The sequence below is a fragment of the Pseudomonas sp. AG1028 genome (genome assembly GCF_007993955.1).
Taxonomy (GTDB): Bacteria; Pseudomonadota; Gammaproteobacteria; order Pseudomonadales; family Pseudomonadaceae; genus Aquipseudomonas; species Aquipseudomonas straminea.
In genome coordinates this window covers 220,938-235,390 of sequence record NZ_VIVP01000011.1, presented here as the reverse complement: position 1 = coordinate 235,390, position 14,453 = coordinate 220,938, and the positions used below count along the sequence as shown (strand labels likewise).

Genomic DNA, 14,453 nt, shown 5'->3' with positions numbered 1-14,453 from the left:
GGCTGCATCGGGGAGTTCGTAGCGCTTTGCCATGCGGGCCTCCAGCCAATCATGGCGGCAATTCTACCCGCACCGACTTTTCGTACAGAACCTAGTGTCTGGCGGCGTCGCGCAGGCGCACGGCGATATCCGGCTGATCGATGAACAGGCCATCGATGCCCGTGGCCAGGAAGGCGCGCAGCTCGGCGTCGATGTCGCCGCGGGTGGCCGGGTCATTGCCCCGTTGCAGGTCGGTGGACAGGAACTGGTTTTCGGCACGGAAGGTGTAGGGATGAACCTTGAGGCCGGCGGCATGGGCATCGGTGACAAAACGTGTCGGCTCACCCAGGCTGCCGTCCGGCTTGCGTGGGATGACGTAGCCCTTGTCCGGACCGACGCCGTTGGCGTACTCGGCCACTGCCTTCAATCCAGCAGGTGTGGCCATCTGCGCGTAGGTCAGCGGATTACCCAACTCGACCTGATCCTGTGGCTGGCCCTTGCCGTACAACTGCACCAGGCGCAGCGGGCTGAGCTTGCGCAACGCCTTGAGATTGCTCACTTCGAACGACTGGAGATATACCGGCGCCTTGGCGTCGCGGTAGCCATTTCGGGCCAGCGCCTCGACCAGAGGTTTCTCCATGGCCAGCCCGAGCTGCTGGAAGTGTGCGGGGTGCTTGGTCTCGATATACAGGCCGATCTCGCGGCCCTGGCTGACCTGCAGCGCCTTCACCAGGTCGATGATTTCCTGCAGGGTCGGGATCTCGAACTGGCCATCCAGGCGCGTGTTGCCCGGGCGAATATCGGGGATGCGTTCGATGGCGCGCAGGCGTTTCAGCTCGGCGGCGGTAAAGTCCTCGCTGAACCAGCCATCGAGCTCGACCCCATCGATACGCTGCTTGCGTTTGCGCTCGGCGAACTCCGGGTGCCTGGCCACGTCGGTGGTCAAACCCAGTTCGTTGTCGTGGCGGGCGAACAGCTGGCCGTCCTTGCTCATCACCAGGTCGGGCTCGATGTAGTCCGCGCCTTGCAGCACCGCGACCGCATAGGCGGCCAGGGTGTGTTCGGGCAGGTAACCGCTGGCGCCGCGATGGGCGATGATCAGTGGCTTGCCGTCGTCGGCGCGCTTGGCGGCGGGGGCCGTCGGTTGTTCCGCGCTGGCGGTGAAGGGCAGGGCGAGCAGGGCGCTGAGCAGCAGCGCGCGGGGCTGGTGGGTCGGCATGGAGAGGGCTTCCTGGCGATTTGAGTGGTTAGCCTGCACCATCAACCATGGCGCGCGCATGACAATGCAGCAAGTCATGCGACGGCACGCGGCGCTCTGCTATGCTCGCCGCCATGACCACTCGACTCCCTCTCTGCCTGATCGCCGCCCTCGCCGAAAATCGCGTGATTGGCCGCGACAATCAACTGCCCTGGCACTTGCCGGCGGATCTCAAGCACTTCAAGGCCAAGACCCTCGGCAAGCCGATCATCATGGGTCGCAAGACCTGGGATTCCCTCGGCCGTCCGTTGCCGGGGCGTCTCAACCTGGTGGTCAGTCGCCAGGCAGGCCTGCAGCTCGAAAGCGCGGAAGTCTTCGCCACGGTCGAGGCCGCGCATCAGCGTGCCGAAGCCTGGGCGCGCGAGCAGGGTGTCGACGAGGTGATGCTGATCGGCGGTGCCCAGCTTTATGAACAGGCGCTGCCGGAAGCCGACCGCCTGTACCTGACTCGGGTGGCGCTGCAGCCGGAGGGCGACGCCTGGTTTCCGGCCTTCGACGAGGCGCAATGGCAGCGCGTCGAGTGCGACGAGCAGGCGGCCACTGATGTGGCGCCCGCGCACCGTTTCGAAACCTGGGCACGCCGCTAGCCCGTCACGGCAGCGCCTAAACGCGTTTCGGCGCTTCGCTGGGTTCGGCCACTTTGTCGCGGTCGTCGATGAATTCGGTTCGCGGCGAGCCATCGGCGTTGAGCTGGAACACCCGACTGGGCTGGCCCTTGGCATTGAAGAACACCTGACCGAGACCGGCGGAATTCCACAGTCGCTCGCCCGATCTGCTGTGTTTGGGAATGTGCGGGAAAACCTGCATGCGGCGGCGCTTGGTCAGCCAGTTGAGTGGCGACCAGGGCGCGTACAGCCAGCGATTGAGCCAGTCGAAGACGTTCAGCAGACGGCGTGGGAATTCGTTCTTCACGCCGCTGCTGGTGATCTGCCAGATGGTCGGGCCGCGCAACCGGTGCCGCACCTTGACCTCGTAGAAGAACGAGTAGTGCACGTCGCCGGACAGCACCACGTAGTCGCGGGGTGTGCGCGAGTGGCGGAAGATGTTCATCATCACGCTGGCGGCACCACGGTGTGCCATCCAGTTTTCCGCATCGACCATCAGCGGGTGGCCGGCCCAGCTGAATACCCGCTGCACGGCTTCGATCAGCTTGACCCCGAACATCGGCGCCGGCGAGACGATGATGGCGCTCGGGTGGTCGAGCAGGTTCTGCTGCAGCTCGCTGAGCGCTTCCCAGTCCAGCAGCCCGGATGGACGCTTGAGGTTGCGCTCGCTGCGCCAGCGACGGGTGCGGGTATCGAGCACCAGCAGCGCCGGGCTGCTGGGCAGCACGTAATGCCAGTGCTGGAAACTCATCAACTCGTCGATCAGGCGGTCCTGGGCCGGGCTGTCCAGCCCGGTTTCTCGCGCTCGCTCGCACAGCTCACGGGCATTGGCCAGCGGTTCGGCGAAAGCGTCCGGGTCATTGCCCCAGCCCTGGCACAGCAGGTAGCCAATCAGCGCGTTGCCGATGATGCGCTTGGAGAAAGGATGGCCGTAAGCGGTTTCCTCCCACTGGGCCGACAGGTTCCAGTCGTCGGTGATGTCGTGGTCATCGAAGATCATCAGGTTCGGCAGGTGCGCCAGCACCCGCGCCACGTCACCCAGATTGTCGACGAAGGCCGCGATGCAGGCGCGCTCGCTGTCGTAGCGCTGGGCATCTTCAGCGTTCAGCTCGGGCGCCGCGTTATTGAGCAGTTGCCAGGGCGTGGGTGACCACACCAGCAGATACATGGCCAGCACTTCGGCCAGGGTGACCAGGTGGTTGTCGGCATTGCTGCTGGTGAAGATGGGCTTTTCCGTGCCACCGAAGAAGCGCTCGCGTAGGGTTTCGTTGCTCTTCAGCGCCGGCAACAGGTCGGCGCGGTGGTAGTAGCTGGCCGGGTGGCGGTAGAGCTCTGTGCTGTCGTCGATGACGGCGCCTTCGAGCCATTCGTGGTACAGGCCCAGGCGCTCGATCAATTGATGAATGGCGTACAGCATCGGGCCGGCGACATCGTCGACGTACACCTGGTCGCCGCTGTGCATCAGCAGCGCAGGCCGTTCGTGGGGCGCATGGGGGGCGGCCAGCAGGCGGTCGGCACACAGCAGCCCGTCATTGGCGGCATGGTGCGGCTTGCGACAGGAGCCATGCAGCAACTGATCGATGCGCGCGCGCAGCACGAAGTTGGGGCAGGTCGCGCCGTCGTACAGCAGGTGCGCGGCCCACTCGGCGATGCCCTGGGTGCCGTCTATCAGCAGGTCGTAGTCGATCCGGGTGTCCTGGGGCAGCGGCGTGTCGAGGTGCAGGTCGATCAGGTGGATGACTGCGTGCTCACCGACCACCAGGCGCTGGCAGGCATCGTCGCCCAGCGGCTGATCACTGGCGGGCTGCTCGCCGTGTGCCAGGCGCAGCGTCAGTTGCAGCGGGCGGCTGGCGACCAGCCAGAGCACCAGGCGGCCCGGCTCCAGCCGGCGCAGAAGCGGGCCGGCGAGTACGTCGGGCAGGTCGGTAACGAGGGCAGAGTCTGGCAACGGCATCCTGGATCGTTCGCGGCCGCTGTTCATTCAGCGGGCCTGGGGTCTGGAGAATCAATAAGGACATGGCGCTTGGCCATTGGTTCTTCTGTCACAAAAGCTTCACGGTTCACTGCGCGGCCTTGCGCAGTTCATCCAGGTCGAGAATCTCGATTTCGCCGTAGGTCAGCCTGACAATACCGCGGGCCTGCAGATCTTTGAGTACGCCATTGGCGGTCTGCCGGGAAATGGCCAGCATCGCCGCCAGTTGCTCCTGGGAGAGGTGGATGATGCGCCGCGGGCCCTGGGTTTCGCCGTAGTCCTCGGCGATCAGCAGCAGGCGCCGCGCCAGGCGCTGCGCGGCGGGCAGCAGGCTGATCTCCTCGAGTGCGATAAAGGCCAGGCGCACCTTGTGAGCCATCAGCAGGGCGAGGTCGCGCCAGTAGGCGGGATGGGTGTCGAGCAGGGCCAGCAGGCCGGCCTGGGATACGTGGAGCAGGGTGCTGGCGCCTTCGGCGACGGCGTCATGGGTGCGTGGCTGGCCGTCGAACAGGGCGATCTCACCGAACCAGTGTGGTGCTTCCACCAGCACCAGCAGCGCTTCCCGGCCGTCGGCTCCCACGCTGCCGACGCGCATGGCGCCCTTCAATACGGCATACAGCCCGCTGGGCGCATCGCCGCGGCTGAACAGGCGCTGCCCGGCCTCCAGGCTCAACAGCTTGCCTTGCGTCAGCAACGCCTGTTGCAAGGCAGGCGGCAATGCGGCGAACCATTGGCCTTGAAGCAAGGTGTCGCGCAGATCGTTCATGGAAATTCCGCTTTGTCGGCTAGCTGACAGTGCTGGCGCACGAGCCGCGCCATGATGAGGTGGCACGCACCCCGAGAGGATAACAACAATGAAAACCCTGGTGGATCACCTCGCCCAATACGCGGCCTATCACCGCGACCGGCGCAATATCGTCACCCACTTCGTCGGCATTCCGATGATCGTGCTGGCCGTTACCGTGCTGCTGTCGCGACCGGGCCTTTTGGTGGGCGGTCTGTGGCTCTCACCGGCCACCCTGGCCGCGCTGTTCAGCACCCTGTTCTACTTGCGTCTGGACGTCCGCTTCGGTGTGGTGATGGGCGCGTTGCTGGGGTTGTGCCTGTGGTTCAGCGCCGGGTTGGCGATGGCCGGCACGGCGCTGTGGCTGAGCATGGGTCTGGGGCTGTTCGTGGTCGGCTGGATCATCCAGTTCATCGGCCATTTCTACGAAGGCCGCAAGCCGGCATTCGTCGACGACCTGATGGGGCTGATCATCGGGCCGCTGTTCGTGGTCGCCGAAGCAGCCTTTCTGCTTGGCCTGCGCCAGGAAATAGAACATCAGGTGGTCGAGCGGGCCGGGCCGACCTGCATACGTGAGCGCAAGGTGGCCTGAGGCAAGGTAGCGTTTGCGGGCTATCTGTGGGAGCGGGCCGTGCCCGCGAATCGCGCGCATGGCGCGCTCCCACAAGAACGGGGTTTATACACTGAGTTAGAGGCCGCCCGCGATCCCTGTGGGTACGGCCCATGGCCATGATTTTGCGGGCATAAACTGGGCGTCCGCCCGCTCCCGCAGTCCTAGATGCCGTCAGGCCCCGGTGCTTACCGGCTTGCCACCCTTGGGCTTGAAGTACAGCACGGTGCCACGGCCCAGGTCGTTGAGGCTGACGTGATCCTTGGCCACTTCGGCTTCGATCAACTCGTCCTGGCCTTCGACCTTCAGGGTGATGCGAGTGATGGCGCCGAGCAGGCGGATATCGCGTACCTCGCCGGCCTGATGGCCTTCCAGCGCTTCGGTGGAGAGACTCACTTCGTGGGGGCGGAACAGCACGTGATGATCGTCACCGACATACAGGCGGTTGGCGTCCCCGAGGAAGTGGTAGACGAAGTCGCTGGCCGGTTTCTCGTAGACCTCGGCCGGCGAACCGATCTGCTCGACCACGCCCTTGTTCATCACCACGATGCGGTCGGCCACTTCCATGGCTTCTTCCTGGTCGTGGGTCACGAACACGCTGGTCAGATGCACCTCTTCGTGCAGGCGCGCCAGCCAGCGGCGCAGCTCCTTGCGCACCTTGGCGTCGAGGGCGCCGAAGGGTTCGTCGAGCAGCAGCACCTTGGGCTCGACCGCCAGGGCGCGGGCCAGGGCGATACGCTGGCGCTGACCACCGGAGAGCTGCTCCGGGTAACGGTCGGCCAGCCAGTCGAGCTGCACCAGGCCGAGCAGGTCGTGGACCTTTTTCTTGATGGTGCTTTCGTTGGGGCGCTCGCCCTTGGGCTTCATGCGCAGGCCGAAGGCGACGTTGTCGAACACCGTCATGTGGCGGAACAGGGCGTAGTGCTGGAACACGAAGCCGACCTTGCGATCGCGCACGTCATGCTCGGAAACGTCTTCGCCGTGGAACACGATGTTGCCGCTATCCGGAGTTTCCAGGCCGGCGATGATGCGCAGCAGGGTGGTCTTGCCGCAGCCGGACGGGCCGAGCAGGGCGACCAGCTCGCCGCTCTGGATGTTGAGGTTGATGTCGTTGAGCGCCTTGAACTGGCCAAAGTGCTTGTTGATGCCGCTGACTTCGATACTCATGGGATACACCTGTGTCGGTCTGGCCGGTTCGCGCAGGGGCGCGGCGCCGGCGAAAAGGGTTTCAGTCGTCGTTGGCCTTGAGCTGGCGGCTCAGGCGCGCTTCGCTCCACTGGCGCAGCAGCAGCACGATCAGGGCCATCACCAGCAGCAGGATGGCCACGCTGAACGCAGCGACGATGTTGTATTCGTTGTAGAGAATCTCGATATGCAGCGGCAGGGTGTTGGTGTAGCCGCGGATGTGGCCGGAGACCACAGACACCGCCCCGAACTCGCCCATCGCCCGGGCGGTACACAGCACCACGCCGTAAATCAGCGCCCATTTTACGTTAGGCAGCGTGACATGCCAGAACATCTGCCAGCCATTGGCGCCGAGCAGGCGCGCGGCTTCCTCTTCGGTGGTGCCCTGTTCCTCCATCAGCGGGATCAGCTCGCGGGCCACGAAGGGAAAGGTCACGAAGATGGTCGCCAGCACGATGCCCGGCACGGCATAAACGATCTGCAGGTTGTGGTCCTGCAGGTAGGGCGCCAGCACGCTTTGCGAGCCGAACAGCAGCACATAGATAAGGCCGGCGACTACTGGCGACACCGAGAAGGGCATGTCGATCAGGGTGATCAGGATGCTCTTGCCGCGGAATTCGAACTTGGTCACCGCCCAGGCAGCGGCCACACCGAACACCAGGTTCAGCGGCACCGAGATAGCGGTGGCCAGCAGGGTCAGCTTGAGTGCGGAAATGGCGTCCGGCTCGCTGATCGCCTCCCAGAAGAATGCCAGGCCGCGGCTCAGGCCCTGGCTCAGTACGATGTATAGCGGCAGCAGCAGGATCACTGCGAACACCGCCCAAGCCACGGCGATCAGGGCGATGGCGCCGGGGGAGCGGCTCGCCGGGCGCGCCGCATTCTTGCCAAGGGTTGCAAGGCTCATGACGGGCTCCTCAGAGTTGCGGCTGGATGCGGCGCTGCAGGATGTTGATCAGCAGCAGCAGGATGAACGAGACCACCAGCATGATCACGCCGATGGCGGTGGCGCCCGGGTAGTCGTACTGGTCCAGCTTGGAGACGATCAGCAGCGGCAGTATCTCGGTTTTCAGCGGAATGTTGCCGGCGATGAAGACCACCGAGCCGTACTCGCCCACGCCGCGGGCGAAGGCCAGGGCGAAGCCCGTCAGCCAGGCGGGCAACAGGCTGGGTAGCAGCACATGGCGGAACACCTGGAACGGTTTGGCGCCCAGGCAGGCAGCGGCTTCCTCGACTTCCTTGGGGATGTCGGCCAGCACCGGCTGCAGGGTGCGCACCACGAAGGGCAGGGTGACGAACACCAGGGCCAGGGTGATGCCCAGCGGCGTATAGGCGATCTTGAACGGGAACAGCGAGCCGATCAGGCCGTTGGGCGCGTATAGCGAGGTCAGCGCGATGCCGGCCACGGCGGTGGGCAGGGCGAACGGCATGTCGACCATGGCGTCGATCAGGCGGCGGCCCGGAAAGGTGTAGCGCACCAACACCCAGGCGATGATGGTGCCGAGAATGCCGTTGAGCAGCGCAGCCGCCAGGGCGGTGCCGAACGACAGCTTCAGGGAGAACTGCAACTGGCGGTTACCCAACAGGCTCCACCACTGTTCGGCGGACAGCTGCATGGAAAACACGAACATGGCGCCCAGCGGGATCAGCACGATCAGCGCCAGGTAGGTAAGCGTGTAGCCCAGAGTCAGCCCGAAGCCGGGTATGACCGAGGAGGTTCGACGAGACATGGAGAGTCCTTTTGATCAGGTCCACAGCAAGGCCCGCCATTGCGTTGGTCAATGGCGGGCCAGATCGATCAGCTGAACTTACTGGTTGATCTTCTTAAAGATGTCATCGAACACGCCGCCATCGTCGAAGTACTTGGGCTGAGCCGAGCTCCAGCCGCCAAAGTCCTTGTCAATGGTGACCAGCTCCAGGTCTTTGAACTGGCCCTTGAACTCGGCCGCCACCTTGGCATCACGTGGGCGGTAGAAGTTCTTCGCGGCGATGCGCTGGCCTTCTTCGCTGTACAGGTATTGCAAGTAGGCTTCGGCGGCCTTGCGGGTGCCCTTGCGGTCGACGTTCTTGTCGACCACCGCCACCGGTGGCTCGGCGAGGATCGACAGCGACGGGGTGACGATTTCCAGCTGGTCGCCGCCCTCTTCGGCGAGCGACAGGTAGGCCTCGTTTTCCCAGGCCAGCAGTACGTCGCCCAGGCCACGCTGTACGAAGCTGATGGTCGCGCCACGGGCGCCAGTGTCGAGTACCGGGGCGTGGCGGTACAGCTCGGTCACGTATTCGAGGGCCTTCTCGTCGCTGCCGTACTTCTTCTTGGCGTACGCCCAGGCGGCCAGGAAGTTCCAGCGTGCACCGCCGGAGGTTTTCGGGTTCGGGGTGATGACTTCTACGCCATCCTTGACCAGGTCATCCCAGTCCTTGATGCCTTTCGGGTTGCCCTTGCGCACCAGGAACACGATGGTCGAGGTGTACGGCGTGCTGTTGTCGGCCAGGCGCTTCTGCCAGTCCTTGTCGATCAGCGGCTGGTTGAGGTTCAGCGCGTCGATGTCACCGGATAGCGCCAGGGTCACCACGTCGGCCTGCAGGCCGTCGATCACCGCCCGTGCCTGTTTGCCGGAGCCGCCGTGGGACTGCTGGATGGTCAGCGGCTCGTTGCCCTGCTCCTGCCAGTGCTTGTTGAAGGCCTTGTTGTATTCCACGTACAGCTCACGAGTCGGGTCGTAGGACACGTTGAGCAGGGTCTGAGCGGCGACCGGGCCGGCAACCAGGGCGCTGGCGAGTGCAGCGAGTGCGAAACGGCGGATGGACATGGTGAAGCTCCTAAATACTGAATTCGGTGCTGGGCGTGTCTGGCGATGCGATGTCTGCTCTCTAGGCCGGCATTCGCGGGTTACATCGGCAGTACTGGTAGCGGTTCATGCGTGGCTGCCCGTGGTCGGGTTGGCGAAAGGCGCTCAGGCGTTCTTGCTGCCGGGCTGCTGGAGGCGGAATTTTTCCTTGCGCTCGATCTGTACTACTTGGCCGTTGTGCACGGTGATTTCCACCGAGCCGAACTTGAGGCCGGTCAGGGCGCTTTGGATTTCGCGCAGGATGGTGGCGTCATCCTGGCCTTCCAGATTGCGAAGCGTGGCGGTCATGGTTGTGGCTCCTTGCCCTCGAATCGTGGTGCGACGGCTGTCGGTGGCGGGGCGTGGAGCGGATACTAAGCAGCCTGAAATATTCTTAAAAATACTGTTTAAGAACATTTATATATCTTTAGGAAATATATGGTGTTCTGCTTTCTACTGCCGAGCCAAACAGGCTTAGGGAATAAGCAAATAAGTTCTTATTCTTTTTAGATCATATTTTGCCCTCGTACACTGCAGGCCATGTAGATACGGAGGGCGCCCTATGCGCAGTGAAGCGGTTCGCTACCTGATCGTCCCTGGCTGGCAGGGCTCGGGTGATGACCATTGGCAGAGCCACTGGCAACGCAGCCTGCCCAATAGTGCGCGGGTCGAGCAGCTGGACTGGCTGGCGCCACGCCGAGAGGAGTGGGTCGCTGCGCTGGAGCGGCAGATCGCCGCTGATCCGCGTCCGGCGATCCTGATTGCCCACAGCCTGGGCTGCGTCACCGTCGCCAGCTGGGCTGCTCAGGCGGCAACGGCCGCCATACGCCGCGTGCGCGGCGCGCTGCTGGTGGCGCCGGCCGACGTGGAACGCGCCAACTGCCCGGAGGCGTTGCGCAATTTCGCGCCGATCGCGCGCCAGACACTGCCCTTTCCAAGCCAGTTGGTGGGCTCCGACAACGATTCGGCCGCCAGCGCGGCCCGTGCCATCGAGCTGGCCCGGGATTGGGGAAGCGAAGTCGCCATTCTCAGTGGCGCCGGGCACATCAACGTGAAATCCGGTCACCAGCGTTGGGATCAGGGGTTCGCTTACCTGTTCCGCCTGCAGAGCCGCATCGAACAGCAACTGCGCCTGCGTGCCTGATCGGTAGCCGCTGCCTGGCCTTTCGCGGCCTGACCGTCATGGAGAGTCACCTATGAGCCTGACTACGGCAGCCGACCCGTCGCTGCTGATTTTTCCCGACGCCGACAAGAGCCCGCTGAGTATTCGTGCCAAGGCGCTGGTATTCGTCGATCCACGTACCCGGCAATTGCGTGAGGAGGTCGAGCGCCTCGCCGGCTTGCCGGTACCCATTCTGATCGAGGGTGAAACCGGCACCGGCAAGGAGCTGTTGGCCCGCCACATTCATCGCTCCAGCGAGCGTCCGGGCCTGTTCGTGGCGCTGAGTTGCAGCAGCCTGAGCCCCAACCATGGCGAGGCCGAGTTGTTCGGCTACACCGCTGGCGCCCATCAGGGTGCACCGAGCAGTCGCGCCGGCTGGCTGGGCTCGGCCAACGGCGGCACCCTGTATCTGGACGAAATCGCCGACCTGCCGCTGGCGTTGCAGGGGCAGTTGCTGGGCGTGCTGGAAACTGGCGAGGCCTGGCGTGTCGGCGCATCGGCACCGACGCCTGTGGATGTGCGGCTGGTCGCGGCGACCAGCATCGACCTGTGGCGGGCGGTCGAGGCCGGTAAGTTCGACGAGCGCCTGGCCCATTACCTCAGTGACGGCCATCTGCAATTACCGCCACTGCGTGAGCGGGTCGGCGATGTGCTACCCCTGGCCGAGTATTTCCTGGGAATTTACACCCAGCGCTTGCGCCTGCCGTTGCCGACTATCAGTCTGGCCGCCCAGAAGGTGCTGGAACGGCATGACTGGCCGGGTAACACGCGGGAGCTGGAGAACGTGGTGCATTTTGCCCTGCTGGTGTGCGGGGCCGAGCAGATCGAGGCGCGGCACCTCAACCTGCCGGTCGCGCCGCCGCTCACGCGGATCGAGCAGGCGTTCGAGCAGCTCCTGGATGAGGGGGATGCTGGACAGCTTGCCGCGCTGCGCGACCTGCTGCAGCGCTCACCGCTGCTGGCCGCTTCTTAACCAGGCACCCATCTGGGTTTTGCGGCGCGCGATCCGTGAGTTCGACACGCGGCGTCTATGACGCCAGCAGCGATACCGACTTCACCTGTGCCCACAACGCCTGGCCGGCCTGGATGTTCAACTGATCGAACGAAAAGCGGGTGATGCGCGCGATGATGCGCTGATCGCCCAGCTGCAGCTCCACCAGACGGTGCGCCGGGTTGGGCAGGTCGAACCAGCGTTGCACCGTCACCGGCAGCAGATTCAGCACACTGCTGTCGCGGGCCTGCTCGAGGCTCAGGCTGACGTCGCGGGCCTTGATCTTGATGCGCACCGAACGCCCAGCCGGCAGCTGCGCGTGCGCCAACCGCAGGCTGGCCGTGGTGCCGGCCAGGTCGATGCCAAGCAGTCCATAGTGGCCATCATGGTGAGCGACGAGCCCGTCGATCACCGCCTCGGCTTCGGCCTCGAAGATGAATGGCAGGTCATTGCGGATCAGGGTTTCCTTGAGCGGCCCGCTGGCCGTGACGCTGCCTTCGTCGAGCACCACCAGATGATCGGCGAGGCGCGCCACCTCGTCCGGTGCGTGGCTGACGTAGAGAATCGGAATGTCGAGCTCGTCGTGCAGACGTTCCAGATAGGGCAGCACCTCGCCCTTGCGCTTGAGATCCAGCGCCGCCAGGGGTTCGTCCATCAGCAGTAGACGCGGGCTGGTGAGCAGGGCGCGGGCCATGCCGACGCGCTGGCGTTCACCGCCGGAGAGACGATCGGGCAGGCGGTCGAGCAAGTGGCCGATGCCGAGCAGTTCGACCGCCTGCTCGAGGGGTACGCGTCGCGCGGTCTTCGCGATGCGCTTGAAACCGAACTCCAGGTTGCGCCGCACCGACAGGTGGGGAAACAGGTTGGCGTCCTGAAACACGTAGCCGACCGGGCGCTGGTGGGCGGGCAGCCAGATGCCGTTGGCGCTGTCCTGCCAGGTTTCGCCGTTGACCTTCAGGTAACCGCTGCCAGATCGCTCCAGCCCGGCGACGCAGCGCAGTACCGTGGTCTTGCCCGAACCGGAGTGGCCGAACAGCGCGCTGACACCGCGGCCGGGCAGTTGCAGGTCGACGTCCAACGTGAAGCCAGGATGGCTGAGGGTGAAGCGGGCGTGGATCTGCAGGTCGTTCATGTCCAGGCCCTCTGCGTGCGGCGGTTGCTGGAGTAGAGCGCCAGCAGGACCAGGAACGAGAACGCCACCATGCCGCCGGCCAGCCAGTGGGCCTGGGCGTATTCCATGGTTTCCACATGGTTATAGATCTGTACCGAAGCGACTTGGGTCTTGCCGGGGATGTTGCCGCCGATCATCAGCACCACGCCGAACTCGCCGACGGTGTGCGCGAAGCCGAGAATCGCCGCGGTGAGAAAGCCCGGCCTGGCCAGCGGCAGTACCACGCTAAAGAAGGTATCCCAGGGCCCCGCGCGCAGCGTGGCAGCGGCCTCGAGCGGGGCGCGGCCCATGGCTTCGAAGGCGTTCTGCAGCGGCTGCACCACGAACGGCAGGGAATAGAACACCGAGCCGATCAAAAGCCCGGCGAAGGTGAAGGTCAGGGTGCCCAGGCCGAGCGCCTGGGTCAGTTGGCCGAAGAAACCGTTGGGGCCCATGCTGATCAGCAGGTAGAAGCCGATCACCGTCGGTGGTAGCACCAGCGGCAGGGCGACGATGGCGCCGATCGGCCGCTTCAGCCAGGAGTCGGTGCGCGCCAGCCACCAGGCGATGGGCGTGCCGACCAGCAGCAACAGCACCGTAGTCAGGGTGGCCAGTTCCAGGGTGAGGAGAATGGCGGCAAAGTCATTGGGGCCCAGAGGCATTCGGTGGCCTTTCAAGAGTTGGTGGTGAGACGGGTGCCACAGCCGGATGCCGATCTTCCGATGCAGGTTCCGGCATTGCAAACCGAGGGCTGTAAAAGGCAGGAGCGGACATCGGGCGCCGCCGCTCTTGTAGGAGGAGCTTTAGCTCCGAGCTTTATGAGGTGCAAAGAGCTCGGGGCTAAAGCCCCTCCTACGAGTTATGTGAACGAACGCTCTCGCCACATAGCAACCTCTAGCCGCATCTCCTGCGGGACGCTCTGCGTCCATACACCGTTCTTTATGCCAGCAATCGTGGCGCAGAGCGCCATAGGCTGGATATCCACGCAGGGCGTGGTATCAAAGCTTATAACCATAGGCCTTGATGATTTCGGCAGCCTTCGGCCCTCTCAGATACTCGACCAGCGCCTTGGCGGCCGGGTTAGCTTCGCCCTTCTTGAGGATCAGCGCATCCTGGCGGATCGGCTCGTACATCGTCTCCGGCACCACCCAGGCCGAGCCGCTGGTGATCTGGCCGTCCTTGTAAACCTGGGAAAGGGCCACGAAGCCCAGCTCGGCGTTGCCCGTGGAGACGAACTGCAGCGCCTGGGTGATGTTCTGGCCCTCGACGATCTTGCCCTTGAGCGCGTCGCTCAGGCCCAGCTTGGCGAGGGTCTGGGTGGCGGCTAGGCCATATGGCGCCGCTTTCGGGTTGGCGATGGACAGGTGCTTGAACTCGCCCTTTTTCAGCACCGCGCCCTGGTCATCGACGAAGCCTTGTTTCGGCGACCACAGCACCAGCGTGCCGATGGCGTAGGTGAAGCGCGAGCCTTTCACGCTCAGGCCTTCCTGCTCGAGTTTGGCGGGCGTGCTGTCATCGGCAGAGAGGAACACTTCGAAAGGTGCGCCGTTGCTGATCTGCACATAGAACTGCCCAGTGGCACCGTAGGACGCCTGCACGCTGTGCCCGGTGTCCTTCTCGAAGGCGCTGGCGATGGCCTGCATTGGGGCGGTGAAGTTGGCGGCGACCGCGACCTGAACCTGGTCGGCGAAGGCGTTGCCGGCCATGGCGAAGCTGGCGCAAAGCAGGAGAAGCGGACGAACGAGGCGGCTGTGCATGACTGGCTCCTGGGTGAGGGGCCGCAGGTGGCGGCCACTTTCGCTACCGCTATATACAAAAATATATGGCGGTAGGGAAGCCAAACTTGATCGGGCAGGCAGTCGCGAGGGGCATTGAACGAAAAATGCCAGTCAGGTGGCTGACTGGCATTCATGGGGCATCGCGCTAGCGAAC

At 64.4% G+C, this 14,453-nt stretch carries 15 protein-coding genes; 4 read left to right on the top strand and 11 right to left on the bottom strand.

Annotated elements, in window-relative coordinates:
- Positions 1-91: 91 nt before the first annotated feature.
- A complete protein-coding gene (locus tag FB481_RS19320; protein ID WP_147177416.1) occupies positions 92-1,198 on the bottom strand; it encodes a glycerophosphodiester phosphodiesterase in 1,107 nt (368 codons plus the stop codon).
- Between the two features lie 101 nt (positions 1,199-1,299).
- Between FB481_RS19320 and FB481_RS19315 the strand changes: the two genes are divergently transcribed.
- Positions 1,300-1,824 (top strand): dihydrofolate reductase, encoded by a 525-nt coding sequence (locus FB481_RS19315; RefSeq protein ID WP_178109901.1) that lies wholly within the window; start codon positions 1,300-1,302, stop codon positions 1,822-1,824.
- Between the two features lie 16 nt (positions 1,825-1,840).
- Here FB481_RS19315 and FB481_RS19310 read toward each other — a convergent pair whose 3' ends face one another.
- Positions 1,841-3,796, bottom strand: a complete 1,956-nt coding sequence (locus FB481_RS19310) for an alkaline phosphatase family protein (RefSeq protein ID WP_147177414.1) — start codon at positions 3,794-3,796, stop codon at positions 1,841-1,843.
- Between the two features lie 106 nt (positions 3,797-3,902).
- Entirely contained in the window at positions 3,903-4,580 is a 678-nt protein-coding gene (locus tag FB481_RS19305) for a Crp/Fnr family transcriptional regulator (protein WP_147177413.1), read from the bottom strand.
- Between the two features lie 88 nt (positions 4,581-4,668).
- On the opposite strand from FB481_RS19305, the gene FB481_RS19300 reads away from it, so the two are divergent.
- Entirely contained in the window at positions 4,669-5,190 is a 522-nt protein-coding gene (locus tag FB481_RS19300) for a DUF962 domain-containing protein (RefSeq protein WP_147177412.1), read from the top strand.
- 192 nt (positions 5,191-5,382) lie between these two features.
- On the opposite strand, the gene FB481_RS19295 is transcribed toward FB481_RS19300, so the two are convergent.
- The 5 genes from FB481_RS19295 to oscA form a co-directional block, all read right to left on the bottom strand.
- Entirely contained in the window at positions 5,383-6,375 is a 993-nt protein-coding gene (locus FB481_RS19295; protein WP_093507609.1) for a sulfate/molybdate ABC transporter ATP-binding protein, read from the bottom strand.
- Between the two features lie 61 nt (positions 6,376-6,436).
- A complete protein-coding gene (gene cysW, locus FB481_RS19290; protein ID WP_093507606.1) occupies positions 6,437-7,297 on the bottom strand; it encodes a sulfate ABC transporter permease subunit CysW in 861 nt (286 codons plus the stop codon).
- Between the two features lie 10 nt (positions 7,298-7,307).
- The gene (gene cysT / locus FB481_RS19285) at positions 7,308-8,120 is read right to left on the bottom strand and encodes a sulfate ABC transporter permease subunit CysT (RefSeq protein WP_147177411.1); all 813 of its coding nucleotides are present in this window, start codon (positions 8,118-8,120) and stop codon (positions 7,308-7,310) included.
- Positions 8,121-8,198: 78 nt separating this feature from the next.
- A complete protein-coding gene (locus FB481_RS19280; protein ID WP_147177410.1) occupies positions 8,199-9,200 on the bottom strand; it encodes a sulfate ABC transporter substrate-binding protein in 1,002 nt (333 codons plus the stop codon).
- A 144-nt stretch (positions 9,201-9,344) separates the two neighbouring features.
- Positions 9,345-9,527: a sulfur starvation response protein OscA gene (gene oscA, locus FB481_RS19275; RefSeq protein WP_093507600.1), complete on the bottom strand. Its 183-nt coding sequence runs from the start codon at positions 9,525-9,527 to the stop codon at positions 9,345-9,347.
- Between the two features lie 253 nt (positions 9,528-9,780).
- On the opposite strand from oscA, the gene FB481_RS19270 reads away from it, so the two are divergent.
- The gene (locus tag FB481_RS19270) at positions 9,781-10,362 is read left to right on the top strand and encodes an alpha/beta hydrolase (RefSeq protein ID WP_093507598.1); all 582 of its coding nucleotides are present in this window, start codon (positions 9,781-9,783) and stop codon (positions 10,360-10,362) included.
- 52 nt (positions 10,363-10,414) lie between these two features.
- Positions 10,415-11,353 carry a sigma 54-interacting transcriptional regulator gene (locus FB481_RS19265; RefSeq protein ID WP_147177409.1) on the top strand — a complete coding sequence of 313 codons (939 nt, stop codon included), beginning with the start codon at positions 10,415-10,417 and terminating at the stop codon, positions 11,351-11,353.
- Positions 11,354-11,408: 55 nt separating this feature from the next.
- Here FB481_RS19265 and modC read toward each other — a convergent pair whose 3' ends face one another.
- From modC to modA, 3 genes are all read right to left on the bottom strand, one after another.
- Positions 11,409-12,503, bottom strand: coding sequence for a molybdenum ABC transporter ATP-binding protein (modC, locus tag FB481_RS19260; RefSeq protein WP_147177408.1), 1,095 nt, complete (start codon positions 12,501-12,503; stop codon positions 11,409-11,411).
- On the bottom strand, positions 12,500-13,183 hold the full coding sequence (gene modB, locus FB481_RS19255) for a molybdate ABC transporter permease subunit (protein ID WP_147177407.1): 684 nt from the start codon (positions 13,181-13,183) through the stop codon (positions 12,500-12,502). The genes modC and modB overlap by 4 nt, the downstream gene beginning before the upstream one ends.
- Before the next feature lie 336 nt (positions 13,184-13,519).
- A complete protein-coding gene (gene modA, locus FB481_RS19250) occupies positions 13,520-14,278 on the bottom strand; it encodes a molybdate ABC transporter substrate-binding protein (protein WP_147177406.1) in 759 nt (252 codons plus the stop codon).
- Positions 14,279-14,453: the final 175 nt, after the last annotated feature.

Excerpts from the sequence above, each read along its gene's own strand:
- modC (WP_147177408.1), bottom strand. The coding sequence starts at position 12,503 with ATGAACGACCTGCAGATCCACGCCCGCTTCACCCTCAGCCATCCTGGC.
- cysW (WP_093507606.1), bottom strand. The coding sequence starts at position 7,297 with ATGAGCCTTGCAACCCTTGGCAAGAATGCGGCGCGCCCGGCGAGCCGC.
- FB481_RS19295 (WP_093507609.1), bottom strand. The coding sequence starts at position 6,375 with ATGAGTATCGAAGTCAGCGGCATCAACAAGCACTTTGGCCAGTTCAAG.
- FB481_RS19315 (WP_178109901.1), top strand. The coding sequence starts at position 1,300 with ATGCTCGCCGCCATGACCACTCGACTCCCTCTCTGCCTGATCGCCGCC.
- FB481_RS19310 (WP_147177414.1), bottom strand. The coding sequence starts at position 3,796 with ATGCCGTTGCCAGACTCTGCCCTCGTTACCGACCTGCCCGACGTACTC.
- FB481_RS19265 (WP_147177409.1), top strand. The coding sequence starts at position 10,415 with ATGAGCCTGACTACGGCAGCCGACCCGTCGCTGCTGATTTTTCCCGAC.
- modB (WP_147177407.1), bottom strand. The coding sequence starts at position 13,183 with ATGCCTCTGGGCCCCAATGACTTTGCCGCCATTCTCCTCACCCTGGAA.
- oscA (WP_093507600.1), bottom strand. The coding sequence starts at position 9,527 with ATGACCGCCACGCTTCGCAATCTGGAAGGCCAGGATGACGCCACCATC.
- FB481_RS19280 (WP_147177410.1), bottom strand. The coding sequence starts at position 9,200 with ATGTCCATCCGCCGTTTCGCACTCGCTGCACTCGCCAGCGCCCTGGTT.
- cysT (WP_147177411.1), bottom strand. The coding sequence starts at position 8,120 with ATGTCTCGTCGAACCTCCTCGGTCATACCCGGCTTCGGGCTGACTCTG.
- FB481_RS19300 (WP_147177412.1), top strand. The coding sequence starts at position 4,669 with ATGAAAACCCTGGTGGATCACCTCGCCCAATACGCGGCCTATCACCGC.
- FB481_RS19270 (WP_093507598.1), top strand. The coding sequence starts at position 9,781 with ATGCGCAGTGAAGCGGTTCGCTACCTGATCGTCCCTGGCTGGCAGGGC.
- modA (WP_147177406.1), bottom strand. The coding sequence starts at position 14,278 with ATGCACAGCCGCCTCGTTCGTCCGCTTCTCCTGCTTTGCGCCAGCTTC.
- FB481_RS19320 (WP_147177416.1), bottom strand. The coding sequence starts at position 1,198 with ATGCCGACCCACCAGCCCCGCGCGCTGCTGCTCAGCGCCCTGCTCGCC.
- FB481_RS19305 (WP_147177413.1), bottom strand. The coding sequence starts at position 4,580 with ATGAACGATCTGCGCGACACCTTGCTTCAAGGCCAATGGTTCGCCGCA.